This is a genomic window from Bordetella genomosp. 8 (assembly GCF_002119685.1).
Lineage (GTDB): Bacteria > Pseudomonadota > Gammaproteobacteria > Burkholderiales > Burkholderiaceae_B > Bordetella_C.
This window is the reverse complement of record NZ_CP021108.1, coordinates 14,269-37,220: the sequence shown is the minus strand read 5'-3', so window position 1 is coordinate 37,220 and position 22,952 is coordinate 14,269. Positions and strand designations below refer to the sequence as shown.

The 22,952-nt window shown below is 67.9% G+C and carries 22 protein-coding genes; 13 read left to right on the top strand and 9 right to left on the bottom strand.

Going from position 1 to position 22,952, the window contains the following annotated elements; translation table 11 throughout:
• Positions 1-55 precede the first annotated feature (55 nt).
• From CAL12_RS00170 to CAL12_RS00140, 7 genes are all read left to right on the top strand, one after another.
• Positions 56-943 carry an FAD binding domain-containing protein gene (locus tag CAL12_RS00170; RefSeq protein ID WP_086062628.1) on the top strand — a complete coding sequence of 296 codons (888 nt, stop codon included), beginning with the start codon at positions 56-58 and terminating at the stop codon, positions 941-943.
• Between the two features lie 12 nt (positions 944-955).
• The gene (locus CAL12_RS00165; protein WP_086062627.1) at positions 956-1,501 is read left to right on the top strand and encodes a (2Fe-2S)-binding protein; all 546 of its coding nucleotides are present in this window, start codon (positions 956-958) and stop codon (positions 1,499-1,501) included.
• Between the two features lie 3 nt (positions 1,502-1,504).
• Positions 1,505-3,886, top strand: coding sequence for a xanthine dehydrogenase family protein molybdopterin-binding subunit (locus tag CAL12_RS00160; RefSeq protein ID WP_086062626.1), 2,382 nt, complete (start codon positions 1,505-1,507; stop codon positions 3,884-3,886).
• A gap of 105 nt (positions 3,887-3,991) precedes the next feature.
• Positions 3,992-4,759 carry an SRPBCC family protein gene (locus CAL12_RS00155; RefSeq protein WP_086062625.1) on the top strand — a complete coding sequence of 256 codons (768 nt, stop codon included), beginning with the start codon at positions 3,992-3,994 and terminating at the stop codon, positions 4,757-4,759.
• A gap of 136 nt (positions 4,760-4,895) precedes the next feature.
• Positions 4,896-6,629: a class I adenylate-forming enzyme family protein gene (locus CAL12_RS00150; protein WP_232464654.1), complete on the top strand. Its 1,734-nt coding sequence runs from the start codon at positions 4,896-4,898 to the stop codon at positions 6,627-6,629.
• A gap of 8 nt (positions 6,630-6,637) precedes the next feature.
• Entirely contained in the window at positions 6,638-7,090 is a 453-nt protein-coding gene (locus tag CAL12_RS00145) for a PaaI family thioesterase (protein WP_086062624.1), read from the top strand.
• Between the two features lie 30 nt (positions 7,091-7,120).
• A complete protein-coding gene (locus CAL12_RS00140) occupies positions 7,121-8,122 on the top strand; it encodes an NADPH:quinone oxidoreductase family protein (RefSeq protein ID WP_086062623.1) in 1,002 nt (333 codons plus the stop codon).
• A 5-nt stretch (positions 8,123-8,127) separates the two neighbouring features.
• On the opposite strand, the gene CAL12_RS00135 is transcribed toward CAL12_RS00140, so the two are convergent.
• On the bottom strand, positions 8,128-9,048 hold the full coding sequence (locus CAL12_RS00135) for a LysR substrate-binding domain-containing protein (protein ID WP_198298342.1): 921 nt from the start codon (positions 9,046-9,048) through the stop codon (positions 8,128-8,130).
• Between the two features lie 194 nt (positions 9,049-9,242).
• Between CAL12_RS00135 and CAL12_RS00130 the strand changes: the two genes are divergently transcribed.
• The 5 genes from CAL12_RS00130 (at position 9,243) to CAL12_RS00110 (ending at position 14,239) form a co-directional block, all read left to right on the top strand.
• Entirely contained in the window at positions 9,243-10,214 is a 972-nt protein-coding gene (locus tag CAL12_RS00130) for a Bug family tripartite tricarboxylate transporter substrate binding protein (protein ID WP_086062621.1), read from the top strand.
• Between the two features lie 96 nt (positions 10,215-10,310).
• Positions 10,311-11,513, top strand: coding sequence for a mandelate racemase/muconate lactonizing enzyme family protein (locus tag CAL12_RS00125; protein WP_198298341.1), 1,203 nt, complete (start codon positions 10,311-10,313; stop codon positions 11,511-11,513).
• 10 nt (positions 11,514-11,523) lie between these two features.
• Entirely contained in the window at positions 11,524-12,621 is a 1,098-nt protein-coding gene (locus CAL12_RS00120) for a mandelate racemase/muconate lactonizing enzyme family protein (protein WP_198298340.1), read from the top strand.
• 25 nt (positions 12,622-12,646) lie between these two features.
• On the top strand, positions 12,647-13,624 hold the full coding sequence (locus CAL12_RS00115; protein WP_086062618.1) for a Bug family tripartite tricarboxylate transporter substrate binding protein: 978 nt from the start codon (positions 12,647-12,649) through the stop codon (positions 13,622-13,624).
• Positions 13,625-13,675: 51 nt separating this feature from the next.
• Entirely contained in the window at positions 13,676-14,239 is a 564-nt protein-coding gene (locus CAL12_RS00110; RefSeq protein WP_086062617.1) for a helix-turn-helix domain-containing protein, read from the top strand.
• 7 nt (positions 14,240-14,246) lie between these two features.
• On the opposite strand, the gene CAL12_RS00105 is transcribed toward CAL12_RS00110, so the two are convergent.
• From CAL12_RS00105 to CAL12_RS00075, 7 genes are all read right to left on the bottom strand, one after another.
• Entirely contained in the window at positions 14,247-15,233 is a 987-nt protein-coding gene (locus CAL12_RS00105; RefSeq protein ID WP_086062616.1) for an NADPH:quinone reductase, read from the bottom strand.
• A gap of 24 nt (positions 15,234-15,257) precedes the next feature.
• Positions 15,258-16,019 (bottom strand): fumarylacetoacetate hydrolase family protein, encoded by a 762-nt coding sequence (locus CAL12_RS00100; RefSeq protein WP_086062615.1) that lies wholly within the window; start codon positions 16,017-16,019, stop codon positions 15,258-15,260.
• A 20-nt stretch (positions 16,020-16,039) separates the two neighbouring features.
• Positions 16,040-16,459 (bottom strand): nuclear transport factor 2 family protein, encoded by a 420-nt coding sequence (locus tag CAL12_RS00095; protein WP_086062614.1) that lies wholly within the window; start codon positions 16,457-16,459, stop codon positions 16,040-16,042.
• The gene (locus CAL12_RS00090; RefSeq protein WP_086062613.1) at positions 16,456-17,709 is read right to left on the bottom strand and encodes an alpha-hydroxy acid oxidase; all 1,254 of its coding nucleotides are present in this window, start codon (positions 17,707-17,709) and stop codon (positions 16,456-16,458) included. Before CAL12_RS00090 ends, CAL12_RS00095 begins: the two co-directional genes overlap by 4 nt.
• A 40-nt stretch (positions 17,710-17,749) precedes the next feature.
• On the bottom strand, positions 17,750-18,784 hold the full coding sequence (locus tag CAL12_RS00085; protein ID WP_232464653.1) for a Bug family tripartite tricarboxylate transporter substrate binding protein: 1,035 nt from the start codon (positions 18,782-18,784) through the stop codon (positions 17,750-17,752).
• A gap of 66 nt (positions 18,785-18,850) precedes the next feature.
• A complete protein-coding gene (locus tag CAL12_RS00080) occupies positions 18,851-19,738 on the bottom strand; it encodes a TauD/TfdA dioxygenase family protein (protein WP_086062612.1) in 888 nt (295 codons plus the stop codon).
• A 17-nt stretch (positions 19,739-19,755) separates the two neighbouring features.
• A complete protein-coding gene (locus CAL12_RS00075; RefSeq protein WP_086062611.1) occupies positions 19,756-20,922 on the bottom strand; it encodes an iron-containing alcohol dehydrogenase family protein in 1,167 nt (388 codons plus the stop codon).
• A gap of 117 nt (positions 20,923-21,039) precedes the next feature.
• Between CAL12_RS00075 and CAL12_RS00070 the strand changes: the two genes are divergently transcribed.
• On the top strand, positions 21,040-21,945 hold the full coding sequence (locus tag CAL12_RS00070) for a LysR substrate-binding domain-containing protein (protein ID WP_086062610.1): 906 nt from the start codon (positions 21,040-21,042) through the stop codon (positions 21,943-21,945).
• Here the strand turns inward: CAL12_RS00070 and CAL12_RS00065 are convergent.
• On the bottom strand, positions 21,920-22,849 hold the full coding sequence (locus CAL12_RS00065) for a LysR family transcriptional regulator (protein ID WP_086067583.1): 930 nt from the start codon (positions 22,847-22,849) through the stop codon (positions 21,920-21,922). The genes CAL12_RS00070 and CAL12_RS00065 overlap by 26 nt on opposite strands.
• Positions 22,850-22,952: the final 103 nt, after the last annotated feature.

Here is a 22,952-nt window from a genome sequence, read left to right as displayed (position 1 = left end):
TAAATATAACACCGCGCGTCCTCAACCGGACACCAGCCACAGGGGTAAACCGGCCATGAAACCGAGCAGATTCGTGCATTACGAGCCGACCTCCGTGGACCAGGCGGTGATGATCCTGGCCGACGTCTGCGAGCAGGACGGGCGGGTGCTGGCCGGCGGCCAGACCCTGGTCCCCGCCATGGCGCTGCGCCTGGCGCGTCCCGCCTATCTGGTGGACATCAACCGCATAGAAGAACTGCGCAGCCTGGAAATCGACGATGGGCGGCTGCGCATCGGCGCCTGCGTGCGGCATGCGGATTTCCACCACGCGCCGGAGCCCGGGCCGCTGGGCCGCTTGCTGGCCACGGTCGTGCGCCACATCGCCCACCTGCCGATACGCACACGCGGCACGTTCTGCGGCAGCATCGCCAATGCCGATCCCGCGTCCGAATGGTGCCTGGTGGCGGCCACGCTGGATGCGGTGCTCGAAGCCCGCAGCCTGCGCGGCACGCGGCACATCGACGCGGTCGACTTCTTCCATGGCTATATGGCGACGGCGCTGGCGCCTGACGAATTGCTCGTCAGCGCCAGCCTGCCGGTGCTGCCCGCGGACACGCGTTTCGGTTTCCACGAATACAGCCGGCGCGCCGGCGACTTCGCGCAGGCCATGGCGCTGGCCGCCTTTGAAATCCGTGATGGCGTGATGCGCAATGTGCGCATCGGCCTGGGCGGCGTGGAAGACCGGCCGCGGCGCATGCCGGCGGCGCAGGCCTGCCTGGAAGGCGAAGCACCGGACAAGGACACCTTCGCCCGCGCCGCCGAAGCAGCGGCGGTGGAGTGCGAGCCCACCGACGCCGGCGACGACGAACGCGCCTATCGCCGCGACCTGGTGCGCGCGGTCGTGCGCCGCGCGCTGGCGCAAGCCCACGACGCAACGCCCGCATCGCACGTATCGCACGCATAGCAGGGGATATCGATGAAAGAATGGGACGAGACCGGCGACTCTCGGCACGACGTGGTGCTGAACATCAATGGCGCCGAATATCCTGTGCGGGTGGAGTCCCGCAAGACCCTGGTGGACGCCATCCGCGAGGACTGCGGCCAGACGGGCACGCACATCGGCTGCGAGCATGGCGTATGCGGCGCCTGTACCGTGCTGATCGACGGCGAGCCCGTGCGCTCCTGCCTGATGTTCGCTGTCCAGGCGCAAGGCAGCTGCATCCGGACGGTGGAAGGCCTGGCCCAGGCGACGGATTTCCATCCCATGCAGCAGGCCTTCATGGATCATCACGCGCTGCAGTGCGGTTTCTGCACGCCCGGCTTCCTGATGCTGGCGACGGGCGCGCTGGAGCGCAATCCCGACATCAGCGACGAGGAGCTGTTGGACGTGCTGTCGTCGAACTTGTGCCGCTGCACCGGCTACCAGAACATCCTGGCCGCCGTCAGGGCCGTCAGGGACGCCAGGCACCTGCAGTCGGCGCGCACCGCCATCGCGGCGCACGGCGCGTCCTCCGGAGACTGAGCCATGAGTGCCCACGTATACGATGAACCCCGCGTCGACGCGCCCGTGACCGGGGAACGCATCGTCGGCCGTTCGGTCTCGCGCCTGGAAGACCCGCCGCTCGTGCGCGGCGAAGCCTGCTTCGCGGCCGACGTCAACTTTCCGCGCCAACTGCATATGCGCGTGGTGCGCGCCCAGACCGCGCATGGCCGCATCGTCGCCGTCGACACCACGGCCGCCCTGGCGTTGCGCGGCGTGGTCGCCGCCTGGACGGGCGCCGACGTGGCGGAGATCCCGCCGATTCCCTTTCGCGCCACCAAGGTCACCGGCCTGGAGCCCTACTGCCAGCCCATCCTGGCGCAGCAACGCGTGCGCTACGTGGGCGAACCCGTGGCCGTCGTCTTCGCCGACAGCCCTTACGTCGCGGAAGACGCGGCCGACCTGGTGGACGTCCAGATCGATCCGCTGCCGCCCATCCTGTCCGCGCATGACGAACCCGGTGAATTCCTGCCGGGCCTGAACACGGAGCCCACCGTCATCCGCAAGGGCTACGGTGACATCGCCGCCGCCTTCGCCGCCGCGCATGCGGTCGTGGCGCTGGATCTTTCCGTGGGCCGGCACTCCGGCGTGCCGCTGGAATGCCGCGGCGCCGTGGCGCGCTACGATGCCGCGCGCGACATCCTGGAAATGTACGGGGCCGCCAAGAAGTCGCACTGGAATCGCGACGAAATGGCCAAGATGCTGGGCCGCAGCCCCAGCAGCTTCCATCTGTACGAAGGCCATGTGGGCGGCGGCTTCGGCGTGCGTGGCGAAATCTATCCCGAAGACGTGCTGGTCTGCCTGGCCGCGCTGCGCCTGCGCCGGCCGGTGAAATGGATCGAGGACCGCCGCGAAAACCTGATGGCGACCAACCACTCGCGCGAGCAGCGCCACCAGGTCGAGGCCGCCATCGACGCGGACGGCCGCATACTCGGCATACGCAACACCTTCTTCCACGCGCAGGGCGCCTACACGCGCACGCACGGCGCGCGCGTCGCCGATATGTCGGCCGGCCTGCTGCTCGGCCCCTACCGCGTGCCCGCGTATGAAGTCGCGGGCCACTATCGCCTGGTCAACAAGACGCCCGCCGCCACCTACCGCTCGCCGGGCCGCTATGAAACCACCTTCGTGCGCGAACGCCTGATGGACGCGATCGCGCAACGCGCCGGCATCGATCCCATCGAAGCGCGCCGCCGCAACCTGATCAAGACCCACGAAATGCCTTACGCGCGGCCGCTGGACGCGCTGGGTACGGATGTCGTGCTGGATTCCGGCGACTACGACGGCCTGATTGACAAGACGCTGGCACGGCTGGATTGGCCCCGCCTGCGCGAAGACCTGGCGCGTCGCCGTGCGAAGGGCGAATGCGTGGGTCTCGGCCTGGCGATGTTCGTCGAGAAATCCGGCCTGGGTCCTTCCGACATGGTGCGCTTGACGGTGGACGTCAGCGGCGCGATCGAGCTGGTCACCGGCGCTGGTTCGGTCGGCCAGGGCATGGAGACCGCGCTGGCGCAGATCTGCGCGCAAGAACTCGGCGTGGACTATCGCCGCGTGCGCGTGATCCATGGGCGCACCGACCTGATCGAGTTCGGCAACGGCGCGCACGCGTCCCGGGTCACCGTGATGTCCGGCTCGGCCACGCAGATCGCCGCGCGCAAGGTGCGCGCCAAGGCCCTGGATGTCGCCGCCAAGCTGCTGGACGCCACGCCGGCCGACCTGACGATGGCCGATGGCCGCATCCGCCGCGCCGACGACGCGCAAGGCCGCGACATCGGCCTGGAAGAAGTCGCGCGTTATCTGCATCCCGGCTCGCGCACCAGCGACGGCCACGAGCCCGGCCTGTCCGCCGAAGGCTGGTTCTACAGCGACCACATGAACTATCCCTACGGCGTGCATGCCGCGCAGGTGTGCGTCGACGCCGACACCGGGCAGGTGCGCCTGGAGAAATACCTGGTGGCCTACGACGTGGGCCGCGCGGTCAATCCCATGCTGATCGAAGGCCAGATCGTCGGCGGCTTGGCGCAAGGCATAGGCGGTGCGCTGTTCGAGGAATTCACTTATGACGCGGACGGCCAGCCCTTGTCGACCACCTTCGCGGATTACGTCATGGTCACCGCGCACGAAATGCCGCCGGTCGACGTACTGATCACGGAAGACGCGCCCAGCCCGCTCAATCCCATGGGCTTGAAGGGCGCGGGGGAAGGCGGCACCAACGCGGCCGGGGCCGCCATCGCCGCGGCGGTGGACGACGCCCTGGGCGCGCCGGGCTTCGTAACGCGCCTGCCGATCAAGCCGCTGGACGTGCGCCGTCATATCGCGGCGCGCGACGCGGCACGCATGGCGCAGTCCGAGCATCCGCCGACCTGATTCGCCTTGTATTATTTTTGGTACTTGTGCCTAATTTGGCATAGACCTGCTAAACTGGCTCAAATTTGACCAGCGCCGCACGGCGCCCCGGGGAGGACAACCGCCATGCAATTCACCAACAACTTCGAAGTGTCGCTGCCTCCCGATCAGGCATGGCCGATCCTGATGGACATCGAAAGCATCGTGCCGTGCATGCCCGGCGCCGAGCTGGTGGAAATCATCGACGACAAAACCTTCAAGGGCAAGGTTGCCGTCAAGCTGGGGCCCGTGGCGCTGTCCTTCCTGTGCAACGCGGTGTTCGAGGAAGTCGACAACACCGCGCACACGGCGCGCATCAAGGCCAGCGGCGCCGACGCCAAGGGCCGCGGCAATGCCAACACCACCATCCGCTTCGGGCTGCAGCCCAGCGCCAAGGGGTCCAAGGTGATCATCGATACGGACCTGACGCTGTCGGGCGCGGTGGCGCAATACGGCCGCGGCGTGGGCATGATCCAGACGGTGGCCAACCAGATCATTTCGCAGTTCTCCAAGAACCTGGAAGCGCAGATATCCCAAAGCCGCCAGGCCGGTGAATTGCATGGCGCGGCGGGCGCCGCCAGCGCGGGCCTGGGCGATGGCCCCATCGTCGCCGATGGCGGCATCGCGGCCGCCGGTGCGGCCGGTGCCACCACCATCGCCGGTGGCGCACAAGCCCCGGCGGCGACGCCGCCAGCAGGCGGCATCGGCGGCATGCCGCCGGGCCAGGCGCCGGCGACCGGCCCGCGCACGCCCCGGCCGCCGGCCAAGCCCGCCAAACCCATCAGCGGCTTCTCGCTGATCATGTCGTCCCTGTGGAGCATGATCCGCGGGTGGTTCGGCGGCTCTTCGCGCTGACGAGACCGGCGCGGCCAACGACCGGCGCGAGCCGGCCGCATGCCGCGTCCGGGCAATACAAAAAAAGAAACTTTTCCCGATTTTCACGTAGCGCATGCGTAACCGTCCACGGCGCCTGCGTTGCACGGAGCGATCCTTGACCAAGCCTTCCATCAACACCGTACTGACCCTGCTGAGCGCCGAGCGGATGGCGGCGTTCTATGAAGCAGGTTTCTGGCGGGACGAGACGATATACATGGCAACCAGGCGCCACGCCTTGTCCACGCCGGATGCCTGCGCAGTGCGCGATCAGGGCTTGCGTCTGACCTATGCCGAACTGATCGCCGCGGCGGACCGCCTGGCGGCCGCGTTGCAGGCCGCCGGCGTGCGCGCCGGCCAACGCGTCGGCGTCTGGATGTCCAGCCGCGTCGAAACCGCGATCGCGCTGCTGGCGTGCTCGCGCAACGCCTACGCCTGCTGCCCCTCGCTGCATCGCGACCATACCGCCGCCGACGTCCTGGCCCTGATGGAAAGCGTCAGCGCGGCCGCCTTCATTGGCGAAAAGGGCTACGGCGCCGATGCCGGCCGCAACGACATCTTCGCCATGCTGGAGCGCCTGCCGACGCTGCGCCATGTGATCGGCCTGCCGCCGGTCAAGGACAGGCCGGCCGACGTCATGCCGTTCGCCGACGCCACACCGGGCGCCCCCACGCGCGCCGTCCAGGCACCGGCCGATTCCACATCGGCCGACGCCTGGTCCACCGAACCGAACCGGCTGGTCTACCTGGCCTTCACCTCCGGCACGACCGGCGCCCCCAAGGGCGTGATGCACAGCGACAACACGCTGCTGGCCAACGCCCGCGAGATCGCCAAGGACTGGTCCTTCGGCCCCCGCTCCGTCATCTACACCATGAGCCCGCTCAGCCACAACCTGGGCCTGGGCGCCTTGATCAGCGCATTGGCCACCGGCGGCGAACTGGTCGTGCACGACCTGCCGCGCGGCGCCAGCGTGCTCGATCGCCTGCTCGATACCGGCGCCACCTTCCTGTTCGGCGTGCCCACCCATGCCGTCGACCTGCTCGCCGAACTCAAGGCCCGCGGCCTGTCGCGCGTCGGCGCGCTGCAAGGCTTCCGCATTTCAGGCGCCTCCGCGCCGAAGGATGTGGTCGCCGAACTGATGCGCTACGGCGTCATGCCGCAAAGCGGCTACGGCATGACGGAAGCGTGCTCCCATCACTACACGCTGCCGAACGACGACCCGCGCCGCATCATCGAAACTTCCGGCCGCGCCTGCGCCAGCTACGAAATCAGGATCTGGTCCACCGACGACCCCGACAAGGAGGTCCCGATCGGCGAAACCGGCCAGATCGGCGGCCGCGGCGCCAGCCTGATGCTCGGCTACTTCGATAACCAGAAAGCCACGGAAAACGCCTTCAACTCGCACGGCTGGTTCATGACCGGCGACGTCGGCCGGCTGGACGCGGATGGCTACCTGGTCATCACCGGCCGCAAGAAGGACCTGATCATCCGCGGCGGCCACAACATCTATCCCGCGCGTATCGAAAACCTGGCCATGCAGCATGCCGCGGTCGCGCGCGCCGCGGTATTGCCGGTACCCGACACGCGACTGGGAGAAAAGGTCTGCCTGGCGGTCATGCTGAAACCGGGCGCCAGCCTGACGGGCGAGGACATGCTCGCGCATCTGGATGCGTCCGGCCTGTCGCGCTACGACATGCCCGAGTACTACATGGAGCTGCCCGAAATCCCGCTGACCGCCAGCGGCAAGATCTTCAAGCGCGACCTGGTGGAAGACGTCAAGTCCGGTCGGCTGGCGCCCAACCCCGTCCGCTGGCAGGCGAAGGAAGGCGCCAGCGCGGCGCCCGCCAAGTGAGTGTGACGATGAACGACGCCGTGAACGCGCACGCCGACACCGTCCTGGAGCGGCTGCGCCATGAACTGGCGCACCCGCCTTTCCACGCGCTGCTCAATCCCGAAGCCGTGTCGGCCGACGCCGACACCGGTGTGGTCGTGATCCGCCTGCCGTACAGCCCGTCGCTGCGCCGCGCGGCGGGATCCGACAACATCCATGGCGGCGTGCTCGCGGCCCTGATCGACATGGCCGCGCACGCCGCCGTCGCGGTGCAGATCAGCCGCATGGCGCCCACGGTGGACCTGCGCATCGACTACCTGAAGCCGGCCCCCGGCGCCGACCTGTACGCCACCGCCAAAGTCCTGCGGCTGGGACGCGCCATCGCCCGCGCCGACGTCGAAGTCGCGCACGCGCCCGGCGCCGCGCCTTGCGCGGTGGGGCGCGGCACCTTCAGCACCCTGGACCCGCGCGGCGGCGCCTGAATGCGCGCCGCATCTTAAAGGACCCGCACCATGCAGGCAGCTATCCTCAGGGAATTCGGCGCGATCGATCAATTGCGCATGGAAACCGTCGCCGATCCCGTTCCACAGGCCGGCCAGGTCGTTGTCGATATCCAGGCCATCGCGGCGAACTTCGTCGATACGCTGGTCGTCGCCGGAAAATACCAGTTCCTGCCGCCCAGGCCGTTTTCGCCGGGCAAGCTGCCCACCGGCATCGTCAGCGCCATCGGCGCCGGCGTGACGGGACTGCGGCCCGGCGATCGTGTCCTGACGCTGGCCGAACATGGTGGCTATGCGGAAAAAATCGCCGTCGCGGCGACCAGCTGCTTCCGCCTGCCGGATGGCTTGTCCTTCATCGACGCCGCGGCGATGTCGCTGGGTTTCGACACCGCGTGGTTTGCCCTGTGCGAACGCGGCCGCGCCAAGCGGGGCGACACCGCGCTGATACTGGGCGCCACCGGCGCCGTCGGCATGGCCGCGGTCCAGTTGGCCAAGGCGTACGGAGTGCGCGTGCTGGCCGCCGTCAGCAGCCCCGCCAAGGCCGACACCGTGCTGCGCGCGGGCGCCGACGCCGTGATCGACCTTTCGGTTGCCGACCTGCGCGACGGCCTGCGCGCCCAGGTCCACGCCGCGACCGGCGGCGCGGGCGCGGACATCGTACTGGACCCGCTGGGCGGCGACATCTTCGACGCCGCCATCCGCGCGGTGGCATGGCGCGGCCGCTATGTGGTCATCGGCTTCGCCGCGGGCCGCATCCCGACGCTGAAGATCAACTACGTCATGCTGAAGAACATGGAAGTCAGCGGCGTGCAGGTCAGCGACTACCGCAAGAAGGCGCCCGACGAGATGCGCCACTGCATCCAGGAGATCTTCCGCCTGTACGAAGCGGGCCAACTGGCCACGCCACGCGCGACGGTGATGCCGCTGTCGCAGGTGCAGGACGCGCTGCGCCAGCTGGAATCACGCACGGCGCAGGGCCGGCTGGTGCTGGTGCCGGCAACCGCGGCGCGCTGATCCGCTCAGGCGCTGCCCGCGCAGGACCGCGCCGTCACCAGGAACGTCCGCGCGGCTTCGCTCAGCCGTTCGGCGCGGTAGGCGGCGCATATCTGCACGCGCAGCGACTCCGCATCCGCGGCCAGCGGTTTGCAGACCACCGCGCCAGTGGCGGCCAGGCCTCCTATCGACCCGGGCAGGATAGCCACGCCCAGGCCTCCCGCCACCAGGCCCAGCACCGTCGATATCTGCACGGCCTCCTGCACGATGCGCGGCTCGAAGCCCGACTGCCGGCACAGGACGGCAATGCGCGAGGACAGGGTCGGCACGCCCTGCGCGGAGAACATCACGAAGGCATCGTCCGCCAGGTCCTCCAGCCTGACGCTCGCCGCGCCGCCCAGGCGATGGCCGGCCGGCAGCATCGCCATCAACGTATCCACGGCGATGACCTCGGTCATCACGTCCGGCTCCAGCTCCGCCGGCGTCACCAGGAATCCGATGTCGACGGTATCCGAATGGATCATCCCGGCGACCTGCATCGAGCTTCCTTCGTGCAGCGCCAGCTCGACCCCCGCGTAGCGTTCGCGGAAGGCGCGGATCACCTTGGGCAGCAGCGCGATCATCGCCGGCCCGATGAAGCCCACGTGCACCGTACCCAGTTCGCCGCGTCCCGCGCGCCGCGTCCGATCCAGCGCGCGGTCGGCCTGGTTCAGCAACCGTGCGGCCTCCAGCTTGAAGACCTCGCCGGCGGGCGTCAGCCGCACGCCGCGCGGCGACCGCTCGAACAACCTGGCCTGGACCAGGGATTCCAGGCGCATGATGGCCTGGCTCAACGGCGGCTGCGCCATATGCATCTGTTCCGCCGCCTTGCGAAAGCTCAGCGTCTCGGCCACCGCCAGGAATTGCCGGACCATCCTCAGGTCCAGGCTGGATGCGCGCGTCGACATGGCGTTCCGATCATCCTTCCAAGATTGCAATGCATGCCGTCCCGCGTGCCGGTGGGGTGAAACGCCGCACGTATCGCGCAGGATCATTTTGGTATTAGACCATCCATGCCCGGTCGGCCTACGATCGATCGATAGTCGACCGGAACGCGACGCGCTTATCCCAGGCACGCGACGTCCCGGCACAGGAGACAACCATGCGCCGACTGCTTTTGGTCCTGGCCTGTCTGCCGGCGTGCGTGGCCAGCGTCCACGCCGCGGGACAGGACTTCCCCACACGTCCGATCACGCTCGTGATCGCCTCGCCCGCCGGTTCCACCCCGGACACCGGCGCCCGCGCGATCGCCCAGTCGATGGCCCAGGCCCTGGGCCAGCCCGTCGTGATCGAGAACAGGCCGGGCGCCAACGGCCAGATCGCGGCACAGGAAGTGTTGAAGAATCCCGCCGACGGCTACACCGTGCTGGTGGCGGCCGGCAGCACCATGGCCATCAATCCCCATGTCTATCCGCGCCAGGCCGTCGACGTCCTCAAGGACCTGAAGGCCGTCGGCAAGATGTACTCGACGGACTTCTTCCTGGTCGTGCGCAGCGATAGCGGCATCGATTCCATGGCGGCCCTGATCGCCCGCGCACGCCAGAAACCCGGTGCGCTGGTCGCGGCCAACAGCGGCCCGGGCAGCGCCGCGCAGCTGGCCACCGAAGTCCTGAAGCAGCAGACCGGCGCGGACATCTACCAGGTGCCCTTCAACGGCAGCCCGGCGGCGGCGCTGGGCGTGGCGTCCGGCAACGCCGACATGCTGATCGAAACCCAGGCGGTCACCGAACCCTTCGTCAGTTCCGGGCGCGTCAAGCGCCTGGCCACCACGGGGCGCGCGCGCTCGGCGGCCTTTCCCGACGTGCCGACCATGGCGCAGGCCGGCGTGCCCGGCATGGAAATATCGTCCTGGGCCGGCATGTTCACCCGCGTCGGCGTGCCGGCCGATCGCGTCGACCGGCTGAATGCCGCGATGAACCGCGCGCTGGCCATGCCCGACATCCAGGCCGCGCTGCGTGGCGGCGGCCTGCAACCGGGCGGCGGTTCCAGTGCCGACTTCCAGAAGGAATGGCAGGCGCAATCGCGACTATGGGCCGATGTGGTGGCGCGCTCCCCGGGCCTGACCAATCGCTGAGCCCGCGCCGGCCATGGCGCCACATGGGACCACATGGCATCGCACAGCACAGCATCACTTAGCACCGCAGGATCACATAGCACCGCAGGATCACAGATGTCTTCCGACTCCCGTTCCCACGCCATGTCCGCGGCCGCTCCGGCCGCCCTCGCCGCTCTGCCGGAAGGCGACTTTCTCCAGGTCGACCGTATCGACGTCTACGTCTTCCAGGACAACGCGCCACCCGCGGTGAAATCCTCTTTCGGCACGTCGACGCAGCGCACCTCGGCGCTGCTCAGGGTGCGGGACGCATCCGGCCACCATGGCTGGGGCGAGATCTGGAGCGGCCATCCGCCCTTCGGCGCCTACCACCGCGCCACCATCCTGGAAAAGCTGGTGGCGCCCCGCGTCGTCGGCAGGAAGATCGCCGACATCCCCGCGCTGCAGGACGAGCTCCAGGCCGCGATGATTCCCATGCTGCGGCTTGCCGGCGAGCCCGGACCCATCGCGCATGTGCTGGCGGGCCTGGACTGCGCGCTGTGGGACCTGGCGGCGCGCATGCGCGGCGTGCCGCTGTATCGGCTGCTGGGCGGACAGCCGCGCCCGCTGCCGGTGTACGCCAGCGGCGTGTCGCCGTCATTGTCGCGGCAGGCGCTGGACGATCTGCGCGAGCGCGGCTTTCGCGCTTTCAAGTTCAAGGCGGGCTTCCAGGATGATGGCGCGTTGGACGACCTGCGGCGGACGGTGCAGGGCCTGTGCGCCGATGAAAGCGCCATGATCGACGCGAACTGCGGATGGAACGTCGACAGCGCCAGCCGCGCGCTGGAGCGCATCCGCGACTTGCCGCTGCAATGGGTGGAAGAACCCATCGGCCCCGAGCGGCCGGCGCATGAATGGCACACCCTGCACGCCGCCGGGCACCCTCTGGCAGGCGGCGAGAACCTGCTGGGCGTGGATGCCTTCCGCGCCGCCTTCGAATGGCTGGACGTAGTCCAGCCCGACCTGGGCAAATGGGGCGGCGTCAGCCAGGTGTTGCCCCTGGCGCGCGAGACGCTGGCGCGCGGCAAGCGCTACTGCCCGCATGCGTTCGGCACGCATATCGGCGCGGCGCTGGCCGCCCACGTACTGTGCGCCGCCGGTGGCGACGGCGTGCTGGAATTGGACGCCAATCCGAATCCCTTGCGCACCCTGGGCGCACCCGGCTTTCCCGCGCCGGCGCAAGGCCGCATCGCGCTCGACGACACGCCGGGCATCGGCATCGACGCCAATCCCGACGCATTGGAAAACTACGACGGACACCATGCGGTCGTCACGTCCTGAAGGCGTAGCCATGAAAATCGCATCCATAGAAACGCTGCCGATCGCCATTCCTTACGACAGCGGCGCCGCGCCCCTGCCGCTGGGAGGCAAACCGCGCACCCGCATGGAAAGCCTGCTGGTCAAGGTCACCACCGACGACGGCATCGTCGGCTGGGGCGACGCGTTCGGCGTACGCATCTGGCCCGTCACCCGCCTGCTGATCGATCGGCTGGTCGCCCCGCTATGCGTGGGAGAGGACGCGCTGCGGCGCGAGGACGTCATCGACAAGCTCGATCGCACCCTTTACCACTTCGGCCGCGCCGGCCCGCTGCAATATGCGATATCCGCCATCGACATCGCGCTCTGGGACATCGCCGGCAAGGCCGCCCGACGCCCGGTGCATGGGCTGATCGGCCCCCTGCGCCACGCGCGGATGCCCGTCTACGCCAGCCTGTTGCCTTACCGCGACCCCAATCTGGCCGCGCGCCACGCCGCCCGTGCGGTGGACCAAGGCTACCGGTACGTGAAGCTGCACGAACGCGACGTCCCGTCCGTACGCGAATCGCGCGCCGCGATCGGCGCGGACGTCGGCCTCATGGTGGACCTGAACTGCCCGTTCGACCTGCCCACGGCCGAACGGTTCGCGCGCGAGGTCGCCGCCTTCGCGCCCATGTGGCTGGAAGAGCCCCTGTTCCCGGTCGACGACTTCAGCGCCATGGCGGCGCTGTCCCGCCGCATCGATATCCCGCTGGCGATGGGCGAAAACGTCGGCAATCCCGTCGAGTTCCGGCGCGTGCTGGACAGTACGGGCATCGCCTACGCGCAGCCCAGCGCCATCAAGACCGGCGGCATCACCGCGATGCTGGAAATCGCGCGCGATGCCGCCGCGCGCGACATCCGCCTGATGCCGCACAGCGCGTACTTCGGTCCCGGCCTGCTGGCGACGATGCATGTGCTGGCCACCTTGCCGACCTCACCGATACTCGAACGCTTCTATTGCGACATGCCGGTCGAATTGTCCGGCGGCATCACGCTGCCGCGCGACGGCATGGTCCAGGTGCCGGACGTGCCCGGCCTGGGCTTCGAACCGGACCCCGAAGTCCTGCGCAAATACGCGGCGACGGAATAGCCCGCATCCCACCTGGAGACCCGCAATGAATCCGCGTACCGCTCTGCTCGGCGCCGCGCTGGCGCTATCCGCCGCCGGCGCGCCCGCGCATGCCACCGACGATTTCCCGGCCCAGCCGATACGCATCGTCGTCCCCTATGCGCCGGGTGGCGCTTCCGACGTCATCGCCCGCCTGCTGGCCAGCACGCCGGGCGGCGGCCTGGGCGATCGCATCATCGTGGAAAACCGCGCCGGCGGCGCATCGGTCGCCGGTACCAACGTCGTGGCGACGGCGCAGCCCAACGGCTACACCCTGGGGGTGGTGGACAGCGCATTTCCCATCAACGCGACCTTGCTGGGCAGCAAGCTGCCCTATGACACGCGCAAGGATTTTCGCGCGGTGATCCTCGCGGCCACGTCCCCCATCGTCCTGTCGGTGAACAAGGACGTGCCGGCGCATAGCGTCGCCGAGCTGGTCGCGATGGCCAAGGCCCATCCCGGGCGCTTCAATTTCAGCTCCGCCGGCAACGGCACGGCGCTGCACCTGGCGGGCGAACAGTTCAACATGGTGACGGGCGCGGGCCTGGTCCACGTGCCTTACCGCGGCGGCGCGCCTTCGGTCATGGCGGTGGTGGCCGGCGAGACCCAGGTCAATTTTTCCGCGCCTTCCACCGTGCTGCCGCACATCCAATCCGGCCGCCTGCGCGCCCTGGCGGTGACCGGCGCGCACCGCCTGGCCTCGCTGCCCGATGTCCCGACTTTCGCGGAAGCGGGCGTGCCCGAGGTCGCCGGCGTGATCTCCTATGGCGTGATCGCGCCCAAGGGGGTGCCCGACGCGGTGGCGCGCAAACTCGCCGCCGGCTTCGACGCCCGCCTGAAGACGCCCGACGCCGCCCGCCATATCGTCGACCTGGGCTTCGAACCCGCCGGCGGAACGGCGGACGACTACGCCAAATTCCTGGACCGGGAGATCGATACGGCGCGAGAAATCATACAGAAGGCGCATATCACGACCGGCGACTAGTGGCGTAGATTTCGGCTTACGCGCCGCGCCGGCGCGATTCCGGGAGGCCGCATGGATGTGCAGCCGCAGCTCGATTATCGACAGGCCTTCATGCAGGCTCCGGCCGGCTTGTGCGTGGCGCGCTGGCGCATCATCCAGCAGGCCAACTCGCGGTTGGAGGCCATCTTCCGATACCCCCCCGGGACACTGAACGAGACCAGCTTCGATGCGCTGTATCCGGCCCGGCGCGACGCGGTGCGCGCCACGGACGGCGCCAGGACGGCGATGAACGCCCACGGCATCTATGCCTGCGAGCGCATCATGAAACGCCTGGACGGCGACCTGTTCTGGTGCCGTCTGATCGGCCGGTCGTTGACGCCGGCCGATCCCCTGGCGCTGTGCATCTGGACCTTCGAGGACTTGAGCACGCGGCATCCCGTGACGCCGGACCTCAGCGACCGCGAACGCGAAATCGCGCTGCTGATCGCCGAGGGCAAGACCAGCAAGATGGTCGCACGGCAACTCAACCTGAGCCCACGCACGGTCGAGATGTACCGCTCGCGCCTGATGGCCAAGTTCTCCGCCACGACGTTCTCCGGACTGGCCGGCAAGCTGATGTGGCCGGATGACGATTGAACCGGTGCTACGCGGGCAGGGCCACGACCACATTGCCAACGATGCGTCCGGACTCCACCGCTTCGTGCGCGCCGGCGATGTCGTCCAGCGGATACGCAGGCGCCACCAGGTGCGATAGCTCGTTCCCACGCAGTAGCGCATCCAGCGCATCCACCGTCTGCCGGCGCTGTTCCGGCAGCAGGTCGTAGACCAGGTAGAAATGCAGGCTCAGCGAGCGCGGCAGCCACGCACCGAAGTTCAAGGGGATATCGCCGCGCTGATTCGATCCGTACACCGCGATCACGCCATGCGGCGCCACCGCGCCCGCCGGCACCAGGGCCGCGGTGGTGGAAAAATCCATATCGACGATGGCGTCCACGCCCCGGCCGCCGGTCATCTCCAGCAGACGGTCCGGCACGGATTCCTGCTTGTACAGGATGTTGTCCGCGATACCGGCCTTTTCCAGCACGCCCGCCTTTTCCACGGACCCGACCGTGGTGATGACCCGGGCGCCACGCAGCCGCGCCATCTGCGCCGCGTAGTAGCCCACGCCCGACGCGCCGCCGGTCACCAGCACGGTCTTTCCCGCCAGGTCGCCCAGCAGCATCACGCCACGCATCGCGGTCAGCCCCGGGATGCCCATGCATGCGCCGGCCTCGAAGCTCACGCCCCCGGGCAAGGGCACCGCCTGGGCCGCCGGCAGGACGATGTACCCGGCGGCCGTGCCCATGGGACGTTGCCACTGCCCGTTCCATATCCACACGCGTTCGCCCACCCGACCCTGCGCCACGCCGCTGCCCACGCGGTCTATCACGCCCGCGCCATCGCTGTGCGGCACCACAAAGCCTTGCGTCACCGGACGGCTGCCGGCACGGGATTTCACATCCGAGGGATTCACGCCGGAGACGGCGAGCTTGACGCGGACTTCGCCCGGTGCGGGCTCCGGCGTCGGAAGATCGGTCACCTGCAGGACGTCCCGCGCGGGTCCGTTCCTGGAATAGAGGGCTGCGCGCATGGCGGTCTCCGGAAAGGGAATTTTCTATTTTGCCCGTACGAAGCGATTCGTCAACGTACCCAGTCCCGTGATGGAGATATCGACCACGTCGCCGTCGCGCAGATCCGGTGAATGCCCGTCGGTTCCCATCCACAGGATGTCGCCGGGATGCAAGGTCAGGTAGCGGCTCATCGTGCTGATGAAGCGGTCGATGCCGAACAGCATGTCGTTGGTGCGAAACCGCGTGCGTTCCTCGCCGTTCAGCCGCACCACGGTTTCCATCGTGTCCACATCGGCCTGTGTTTCTATCCAGGGCCCCATGGGCTTGAAGGTATCGCTGTTCTTGGCACGCCAGAATGTGCGGTCCGAACCCTGCCAGACCCGTTCGCTCACGTCATTGCCGATGGTGTAGCCGAGCACGCAGCCTCGTGCTTCCGCCTCGCTGACGTTGCGCGTTTTCCTGCCGATCACCACCACCAGCTCGCCTTCGTAATGAACCTTGGTGGCATCGGCGGGCATCATCACGTCCTGTCCATGCGCCTGCAACGCGTTGTTGGCGCGATACCCGACGTCCGGCTGCGTGGGTATCTTCAGGCCCTCGGTGCCGATGTGGGTGACGTAGTTCAGGCCCACGCAATAGAAGGTGGGAGGCACGACCGGCACTTCCAGCCGCACGTCGTCCAGGCGGAGCGTCTCGCCGGTTGTCTCGTGTCCTCGAAAGGGATCGCCGCGCACGGCGGTAATGCGATCGCCCTCCAGGATGCCGTAGCTGGTGCGACCCGCCTGCGTATAGCGTATCCATTTCATGGCGTGTTCCTCGTGATGGTCTATGCCTGGATGGCGAAACTGGGCTCGTCATTGCGCATGACGGCAATCAGCCAGGCGCCGTCGACGCGGACGAGTTCGATATGCGTCGTGCGGATGTTCTCGATTCCGTCCAGCGGCGCGGGGCCTTGCAGCGGGCGGCCGGCCTCGTGGCGCACTACCAGCATATAGCCGCGCATGACGCAGCGCCGCTCGTCCGCGCGGTCGGCGTACAGGTTGCTGATCAGGTGATGGATACGCATGGTCGGCGATCGCGCCGACATCGCACGCATCACGTCCTCGCGGCCGTTCAGCACCTTTCCCTGGCGATGCCATATGCCATCCGGCGTCATGCGGCCCACCAGGCTGTCGTAGGACTTGTCGTCCAGGTCGCGGAAGAAGCCCATGACCTGGTTGCGGCACAGGCTGATCGTGTCGTTCATTCCAGCTCCTTTGCGTAACGGTACGCGGCGTGCGGCGGCTGCCGCGGTGCTTCGGCACATGCCGGGACGGACTCGGCCCAGGGCATGGCCCGGGCGTCGGGCATGCGCAGGACATCGCTCGAAATATCCGCCAACGTGGGCGTGCCGCACAGCTGCATGGTGCGCGCCAGTTCGTCGGCCAGGATCTGCAACGCGCGCTGTACGCCCTCCTCGCCGCCGGCCAGCACGCCATACAGCGTCGCGCGTCCCGTCAATACGCCCGCCGCGCCCAGCGCCAGGGCCTTGTAGACGTCGCTGCCGCGCCGCACGCCGCCATCCAGCAGCACCGGCACCCGGCCGCGCGCCGCCGCCACGATGGCGGGCAGGGCGTCCAGCGTGGCGATGCCGGTATCGAGCTGGCGTCCGCCATGGTTGGACACCACCAGGGCGTCCGCGCCCAATGCGACGATGGCGTCGACGTCGGCGGGATGCACCACGCCCTTGACGATGAGCTTGCGCGGCCAGCGATCGCGGATGCGCGCCAACGCGGCCAGGTCGAATGCAGGGTCGTAATTGCGCCCCGCCACGGACTGCATCGCCTTGCGGTCGCTTTCGACTTTCTTCAGGCCCGCCAGGCTGGGCATGACAGGCGGCCGGCGTATCAGCATGTCCAGCGACCACGCGGGACGGCACGCGAACTGCCAGAAATTGCGCGGCGTGATCTTCATCGGAAAGCCCAGGCCGTTGGCCAGGTCGCGTTCGCGTTTACCGCCCACGGGCAGATCGACGGTGATGACCAGGCCTTCATAGCCCGCCGCGTGGGCGCGGCCTATCAGTTCGTCCAGCCTGGCCTTGTCCTGCAGGATATAGGCCTGGAACCAGAGCCGGCCCGGGGCCTGCTCGGCGATCTCTTCGATGGATGCCGTCGCCGAGGTCGATAGCGCATAAGGCAGCCCCAGCCGCGCGGCGGCGCGTGCCAGCGCCACATCGCCGCCGCGCCAGCCGAAGCCCACGGCGCCGGTGGGACCGATGGCCAGCGGCAGCCGGGCGGCGCGGCCCAGCAGCGTGGCGGCCAGGTCGACGCGGGACACGTCGCGCAGCACCCGCGGCAGCAGACGCACGCGGCGGAACGCGTCCACGTTGTCGCGCAAGGTGATCTCGTCTTCGGCGCCGCCTTCGAAGAAATCGAACACGGGCGCGGGCAGGCGCGCCCGCGCGGCCGCCCGCAGCCGGTCCACGGAATAGCAATCGTCCAGCGCGATGCCGCTCATGGTGCGCCGTCCTCGGGGCGAGGAGACCCGGGTCGCATCGTCAATTCCCCGAATCGTCGGCGGTCACGTTGCCCTTCTTGATGACGTCGGCCCAACGCGCCTTGTCTTCGATCAGGAACTGGCGGAAGCGCGCCGGGCTGTCGGCGACCACCACCGCGCCCAGTTGCGCCAGTTGCGCACGCACGGCAGGCTTGGCCAGCGCGTCCACCGCCGCCTTGTTCAGTTTGTCGACGATGGCCTTGGGCGTACCGGCGGGCGCCAGCATGCCCACCCAGGGCGCGCCCTGCTCGAAGCCCTTGTAGCCCAGGCTGTCCATGGTGGGCACGCCGGGGAAGTCCTTCTCCGGCTTGTCCGTGCCCACGGCCAGGACGCGTAGCTGCTTGGCGGCAACGTAGTTGGCGATGCCCACGCTGGGGTAGAACATGAAGCTGATGCGCCCCGCCACCATCTCCTGCAATGCCGGACCGTTGCCCTTGAAAGGAACGTGGACCATCTTGATGCCAGCTTCGGTCGCCAGCATTTCGGCGGCCAGGTGGGCCGAGCCGCCCACCCCGGACGAGCCGAAGGTCAGCTTGCCGGGATGTGCCTTGGCATCGGCGATCAGGCTGGGCAGGTCCTTGTACGGCGAGTCGTAGTTGGTGACCAGCAACATCGGGTTGTTGGCGAAGTTGGTGATGGGCTCGAAAGCCTTCACCGGATCGTAGTCATAGCGTTTGGGATACAGCAGCGGATTCACGTTCAACGTCAGCGACGTGACCAGCAGCTTGTAGCCATCGGGCGGCGCGCGCATCACGTCGGTGGCGGCGATGGACGCGCTGGCCCCGGGCTTGTTCTCCACCACGACGGAAGCGCCCAGGCTTTCCGTCATCTCCTTGGCCATGACGCGTGCGATCACGTCGGTGGGGCCGCCGGCGGCATATCCCACCACCATGCGTATCGGCCGCGATGGATAGTCGTCGGCGCGCGCGGCCGTGCTCATCGCGGCCGTCGCGGCGATGCCGAGGATGGCCGCGATGGCCAACTTCGGCACGCCGCCTCCTGCCAGTGCCCGCCTGGCCATGTCTCGTAGCTTCATGTCTGTCTCCTCGTTGTGGCGGCATGGGCCGCTCATATGGCGCCGCTCGTTGTGCCGAGCACGCGATCATGTCTGTCCTGCGAACGCCTCCGGAAAGTACTTGTCCGCCATGACCTGGCAGCGCTTGATCAACCGCGGCTCGTCGGGCCGGTAATCGGCCACCGCGTTGTGGATGGTGCCCATGTTGTCCCACATCAGCACGTCGCCTTCCGACCAGTTGTGGCGGTAGCGGTACTTCTCCTGCAGCTGATGCCGAAACAGGAAGTCCAGGACCTCGGCACTGCGCGCTTCCGTCATTTCGTTGATGCGCATCGAATAGCCGGGGTTCGCATACAGCACCTTGCGGCCGGTGATGGGATGCGTCAGGAATACCGGATGGGAGACCGGCGGCTTGCGCCGGCGCTGCGCCTCCGTCAGCGGCGGCCGCGTGCTGCCTTTTTCGCGCCGCATCATCTCCCAGAACTTGTTGAAGTCATGGGTGATGGTCATGCCGTCCAGTTCGTCCTTCAAGGCCTGCGGCAGTCCTTCGTAGGCCGCATGCATATTGCAGAATTCGGTGTTGCCGAGCGACTTGCCGTCGCGCACGGGGATGCGTATGCCGTACAGCACATTGCTGAACGCGATGGTGCGGCTGTACGACATATCCGTATGCCAATCCTGGCCGGCGTCGCTCAAGCCTATCGGTTTGCCGTTCTCGACGATGTTGGACAGGATCATCACCTCGGGAATATCCGGCTCGTGGTACAGATTGGCGACGTTCACCTCCAGTGTCCCGAAATTCTGCGCGAACCGCTTCAGCGACGCGGCCTCCAGCCGCTGGCGCGGAAAGCACACGACCCCGTAGCGGCCCAGCGCCTGTTCTATCGCGCGGTACGCCTCTGGCGACAGCGGCTGGTCCAGGTCCAGGCCTTCGATGCGTACGCCCAGCGTGGCGCCGCTTTCGACGATTTCCATGTTGTCTCCTGCTGTGTCTAGAATGCCTGCCGCAGGATCGCGAGCACGTCGCTCGCGGCGGCGACAGGACGGGGGTTGAGCGCCAGGCCTCGCTCCGTCATCACATGCCCGGCAATATCCGGCAGCACGTCCGCCGGGACACCCAGGTCGCGCAGGCGGCGCGGCAGGTCCAGGTCGTCGGCCGTCCGCGCCAGCCAATCCGACAGGCTGTCGTAGCGGCGCGCGGACCGCGCGGCGCTACGATTGACGCAGTCCAGCGCGGGCGCCAGCAACGGCCCGGCCACGGCTTCGTTGAAACGCAGGGCATGCGGCAGGATGACGGTATTGACCAGGCCGTGCGGCAGATCGAGGCGCGCGCCCACCACGTGGCAGATGGCGTGATGCAGGCAGCTGCGCGCCATCGCCAACGCCATGCCGGAGACGTGGGCAGCGGCCAGGATCAGGCGGCGTTGGCCGGTCTCTTCAGGCAAGGGCAAGCCCAGGGCCTGGGCGAACAGCGCCACACCCTGTATCGCCATGCCGTCGGACACGACCGACCGGCCTTTCGAGTACAGGCTCTCCAGGCAATGCGCGACGCCATTCATCGCCGTGTAGCGCATGGTGGCGAGCGGCACGTCCTGGCTCAGCAAAGGGTCGATCAGGATCGCCGCGGCCGATACCTGGCGATTCCAGAACATCAGCTTGTCGTGGCCATCGTCCCGCACGCCGAAGGAAGACGTCGTCTCCGCGCCGGACGCGGTGGTGGGGACCGCGATGATGGGCAGCTTGGCTTCGATGCGGCGCGGTATGTGCACGGTCGACGGCGGCTGGAACACCGTCACGTGATCCGCCAGGCGTCCACCTTCCGCCAACAGCAAGGCCAAGGCCTTCGCCGTGTCGGCCACGCTGCCGCCGCCAACGGCGACCAGGCAATCGGCGCCGAAGGCCGCGACTTCCGGCGCCATTGTTTCTATTAAACTGACACTGGAATGCGCCGGGATGCCGCCGCGTGCCAGCACGGCCATGCCGTCAAGCGAGCGCAGCAAGGCCGCGTAGCGCGGCGTGCCGGCAATCCGGTCCTGCGTCAGCACCACAGGGCGTTGCAGGCCTCGCGCGCGCAGCTCGTCTCCCAAGGCTTGCGCGGCACCGTCGCCGAAGCGTACATGCGTGCCGAACAGGTGGTAGTCGAAGTCGCCTGGAATCATGCGATGCGTGCCGGTGCGGTTACGGTTCTCGGGTCGGGATGGGCCAGTTTAGTGAGCGCCCCGGTCCCGCATAAGGGCCGGCGAACGAAATCATTTTTTCCATATTGGAAACAGTCGATGGACCTGATCGAATGCATGGAGGTCTTCCAGGAGGTCGGCAGGAGCCTCAGCTTTTCGAAGGCGGCCGAAAGCAGGGCATCCAGCCGTTCGTCGGTCACCAAGAAGATCGCGTGGCTGGAAAGCTATTTCGGCGTGCAGCTGTTCAACCGCAACACCAAGCACGTCAGCCTGACCGAAAGCGGCCGGCTGCTGCTGGAAAACGCCGATACCCTGGCGCTGGCCACGCGCAACCTGAAGGAACTGGTGCAGGGTCCGGTGCGCACCCCGAGCGGACGCATCCGATTGGGCACGCCGCCGTCTTTCGGCGCGGTGCATCTGGCGCCCGCCATCGACGAATTCCTGCGCCGCTATCCCGCCATCAAGCTATCGCTGCTGCTGGATGACGGCCGCAGCGACCTGATCGCGGAAAACATGGACCTGTCCGTGCGCATCGCCCCGCGGCTCAAGGACACCAACCAGATCGCCTACCTGATCACCGTGGTGCCACAGGTCATCGTCGCCACGCGCGCCTATCTGCAGACGAACGGCACGCCAAGCACGCCCAAGGACCTTGAGCAGCACAACTGCCTGGTGCACAGCCTGAAGGCGCCGACGAATATGTGGACCTTCACCGATGCCGGCAACAACACCCAGGTGGTGCACGTGTCGGGCACCTTCAATTCCAACCTGGGCGAATCCATCATGCACCTGGCCAAGCTGGGTCACGGCATTTCCATGCACCCGCGCTACATGGTGGAAAGCGCGCTCAAGGCCGGCACGCTGCAGGTGGTCATGCCGGAGTACCGGCCGGAAGGCCTGGACATCTATGCCATCGTGCAAAGCAAACGGCACCTGCCTTACAAGGTCAGGTTGTTCGTCGAACACCTGCGGCGCTGGTTCAAGGATGCGGAGTGGAAGCAGTAGGATCAGCGGCCTGCGCCGGCGCGTCCGCCATCAGCCTTTCCACCAGGGCGCGCGCGAACGGCGGCAGATCGGCGAGCGCGCGCACGCAGATCTTCAGCTTGCGCTCGGCCCAGGGATCGTTCAAGGGAATGATGGCGAGGCTCATGGCGCGCGCATGTCGCCGCGCCACGGATTCCGGCACCACGCCGATGCCGACCCCGGCCTCTATCATCCGGCACACCGCTTCGAAGTTCCCGACCTGGATGCGCAGCTTGATGCGGCTACCCAGGGCCTGTGCGGCGTTGTCGATGAACATGTGGATCGCGCTGGACGTGGTCAGGCTGACGTAGTCATCGCGCAGGGTCTGCGCGAAATCCACCGAAGCCAGCCGCGCCATCGGATGCTGCATGGCGGTCGCCAGCACCAGGCGGTCGTCGCGATAGGGCAGCATCTCCAGCGCGCCCGCATGCACGTTGCCCGCGACGATGCCGATATCGGTCGCGCCGTCCGCCACGCCCTTGACGATCTCGGCGCTCAGCACCTCCCGCAGGTCCACATTGATGTCGGGATGGTCGCGCAGGAACGTGCTCAGCCCGTCGGGCAGGAATTCGCTGATGGCGGTGGTGTTGGCCCAGATGCGCACGTGGCCCTTGATGCCCTCGCCGTATTCCTGCATGTCGCCGGCCAGATGCTGGACACGCTCCAGCACCAGGCGGGCATGGTGCACGAAGGACTCTCCCGCCGGCGTGGGCGTCATGCCCTGGCTGCTGCGATACAGCAGGGGAAATCCCAGGTCGCGCTCCAGGTTGCGGATGCGCGCGCTGGCCGCGGGCGCCGACAGATGCGATCGTTCGGCCGCGCGCGCCAGGTTGTGGGTATCGGCAAGGTGTACGAGTAGGCGCAGGTCGACGAAATCGAAATGCATATCCGCGCGGCCGGGCAGTATGGATACCCGCATGGTAACCGAGCAGGTCGCCGCGCGTGCCTGGTCGCCGGTGCCCGGCCACGCGCAAGGCTGGATCGCCCGC

Coding starts and splice junctions, on each gene's coding strand:
- CAL12_RS00165 (WP_086062627.1), top strand. CDS start 956: ATGAAAGAATGGGACGAGACCGGCGACTCTCGGCACGACGTGGTGCTG.
- CAL12_RS00120 (WP_198298340.1), top strand. CDS start 11,524: ATGAAAATCGCATCCATAGAAACGCTGCCGATCGCCATTCCTTACGAC.
- CAL12_RS00115 (WP_086062618.1), top strand. CDS start 12,647: ATGAATCCGCGTACCGCTCTGCTCGGCGCCGCGCTGGCGCTATCCGCC.
- CAL12_RS00135 (WP_198298342.1), bottom strand. CDS start 9,048: ATGTCGACGCGCGCATCCAGCCTGGACCTGAGGATGGTCCGGCAATTC.
- CAL12_RS00075 (WP_086062611.1), bottom strand. CDS start 20,922: ATGATTCCAGGCGACTTCGACTACCACCTGTTCGGCACGCATGTACGC.
- CAL12_RS00145 (WP_086062624.1), top strand. CDS start 6,638: ATGAACGACGCCGTGAACGCGCACGCCGACACCGTCCTGGAGCGGCTG.
- CAL12_RS00110 (WP_086062617.1), top strand. CDS start 13,676: ATGGATGTGCAGCCGCAGCTCGATTATCGACAGGCCTTCATGCAGGCT.
- CAL12_RS00085 (WP_232464653.1), bottom strand. CDS start 18,784: ATGAAGCTACGAGACATGGCCAGGCGGGCACTGGCAGGAGGCGGCGTG.
- CAL12_RS00155 (WP_086062625.1), top strand. CDS start 3,992: ATGCAATTCACCAACAACTTCGAAGTGTCGCTGCCTCCCGATCAGGCA.
- CAL12_RS00170 (WP_086062628.1), top strand. CDS start 56: ATGAAACCGAGCAGATTCGTGCATTACGAGCCGACCTCCGTGGACCAG.
- CAL12_RS00105 (WP_086062616.1), bottom strand. CDS start 15,233: ATGCGCGCAGCCCTCTATTCCAGGAACGGACCCGCGCGGGACGTCCTG.
- CAL12_RS00080 (WP_086062612.1), bottom strand. CDS start 19,738: ATGGAAATCGTCGAAAGCGGCGCCACGCTGGGCGTACGCATCGAAGGC.
- CAL12_RS00065 (WP_086067583.1), bottom strand. CDS start 22,849: ATGCATTTCGATTTCGTCGACCTGCGCCTACTCGTACACCTTGCCGAT.
- CAL12_RS00095 (WP_086062614.1), bottom strand. CDS start 16,459: ATGAACGACACGATCAGCCTGTGCCGCAACCAGGTCATGGGCTTCTTC.
- CAL12_RS00090 (WP_086062613.1), bottom strand. CDS start 17,709: ATGAGCGGCATCGCGCTGGACGATTGCTATTCCGTGGACCGGCTGCGG.
- CAL12_RS00070 (WP_086062610.1), top strand. CDS start 21,040: ATGGACCTGATCGAATGCATGGAGGTCTTCCAGGAGGTCGGCAGGAGC.
- CAL12_RS00100 (WP_086062615.1), bottom strand. CDS start 16,019: ATGAAATGGATACGCTATACGCAGGCGGGTCGCACCAGCTACGGCATC.
- CAL12_RS00125 (WP_198298341.1), top strand. CDS start 10,311: ATGTCTTCCGACTCCCGTTCCCACGCCATGTCCGCGGCCGCTCCGGCC.
- CAL12_RS00140 (WP_086062623.1), top strand. CDS start 7,121: ATGCAGGCAGCTATCCTCAGGGAATTCGGCGCGATCGATCAATTGCGC.
- CAL12_RS00130 (WP_086062621.1), top strand. CDS start 9,243: ATGCGCCGACTGCTTTTGGTCCTGGCCTGTCTGCCGGCGTGCGTGGCC.
- CAL12_RS00160 (WP_086062626.1), top strand. CDS start 1,505: ATGAGTGCCCACGTATACGATGAACCCCGCGTCGACGCGCCCGTGACC.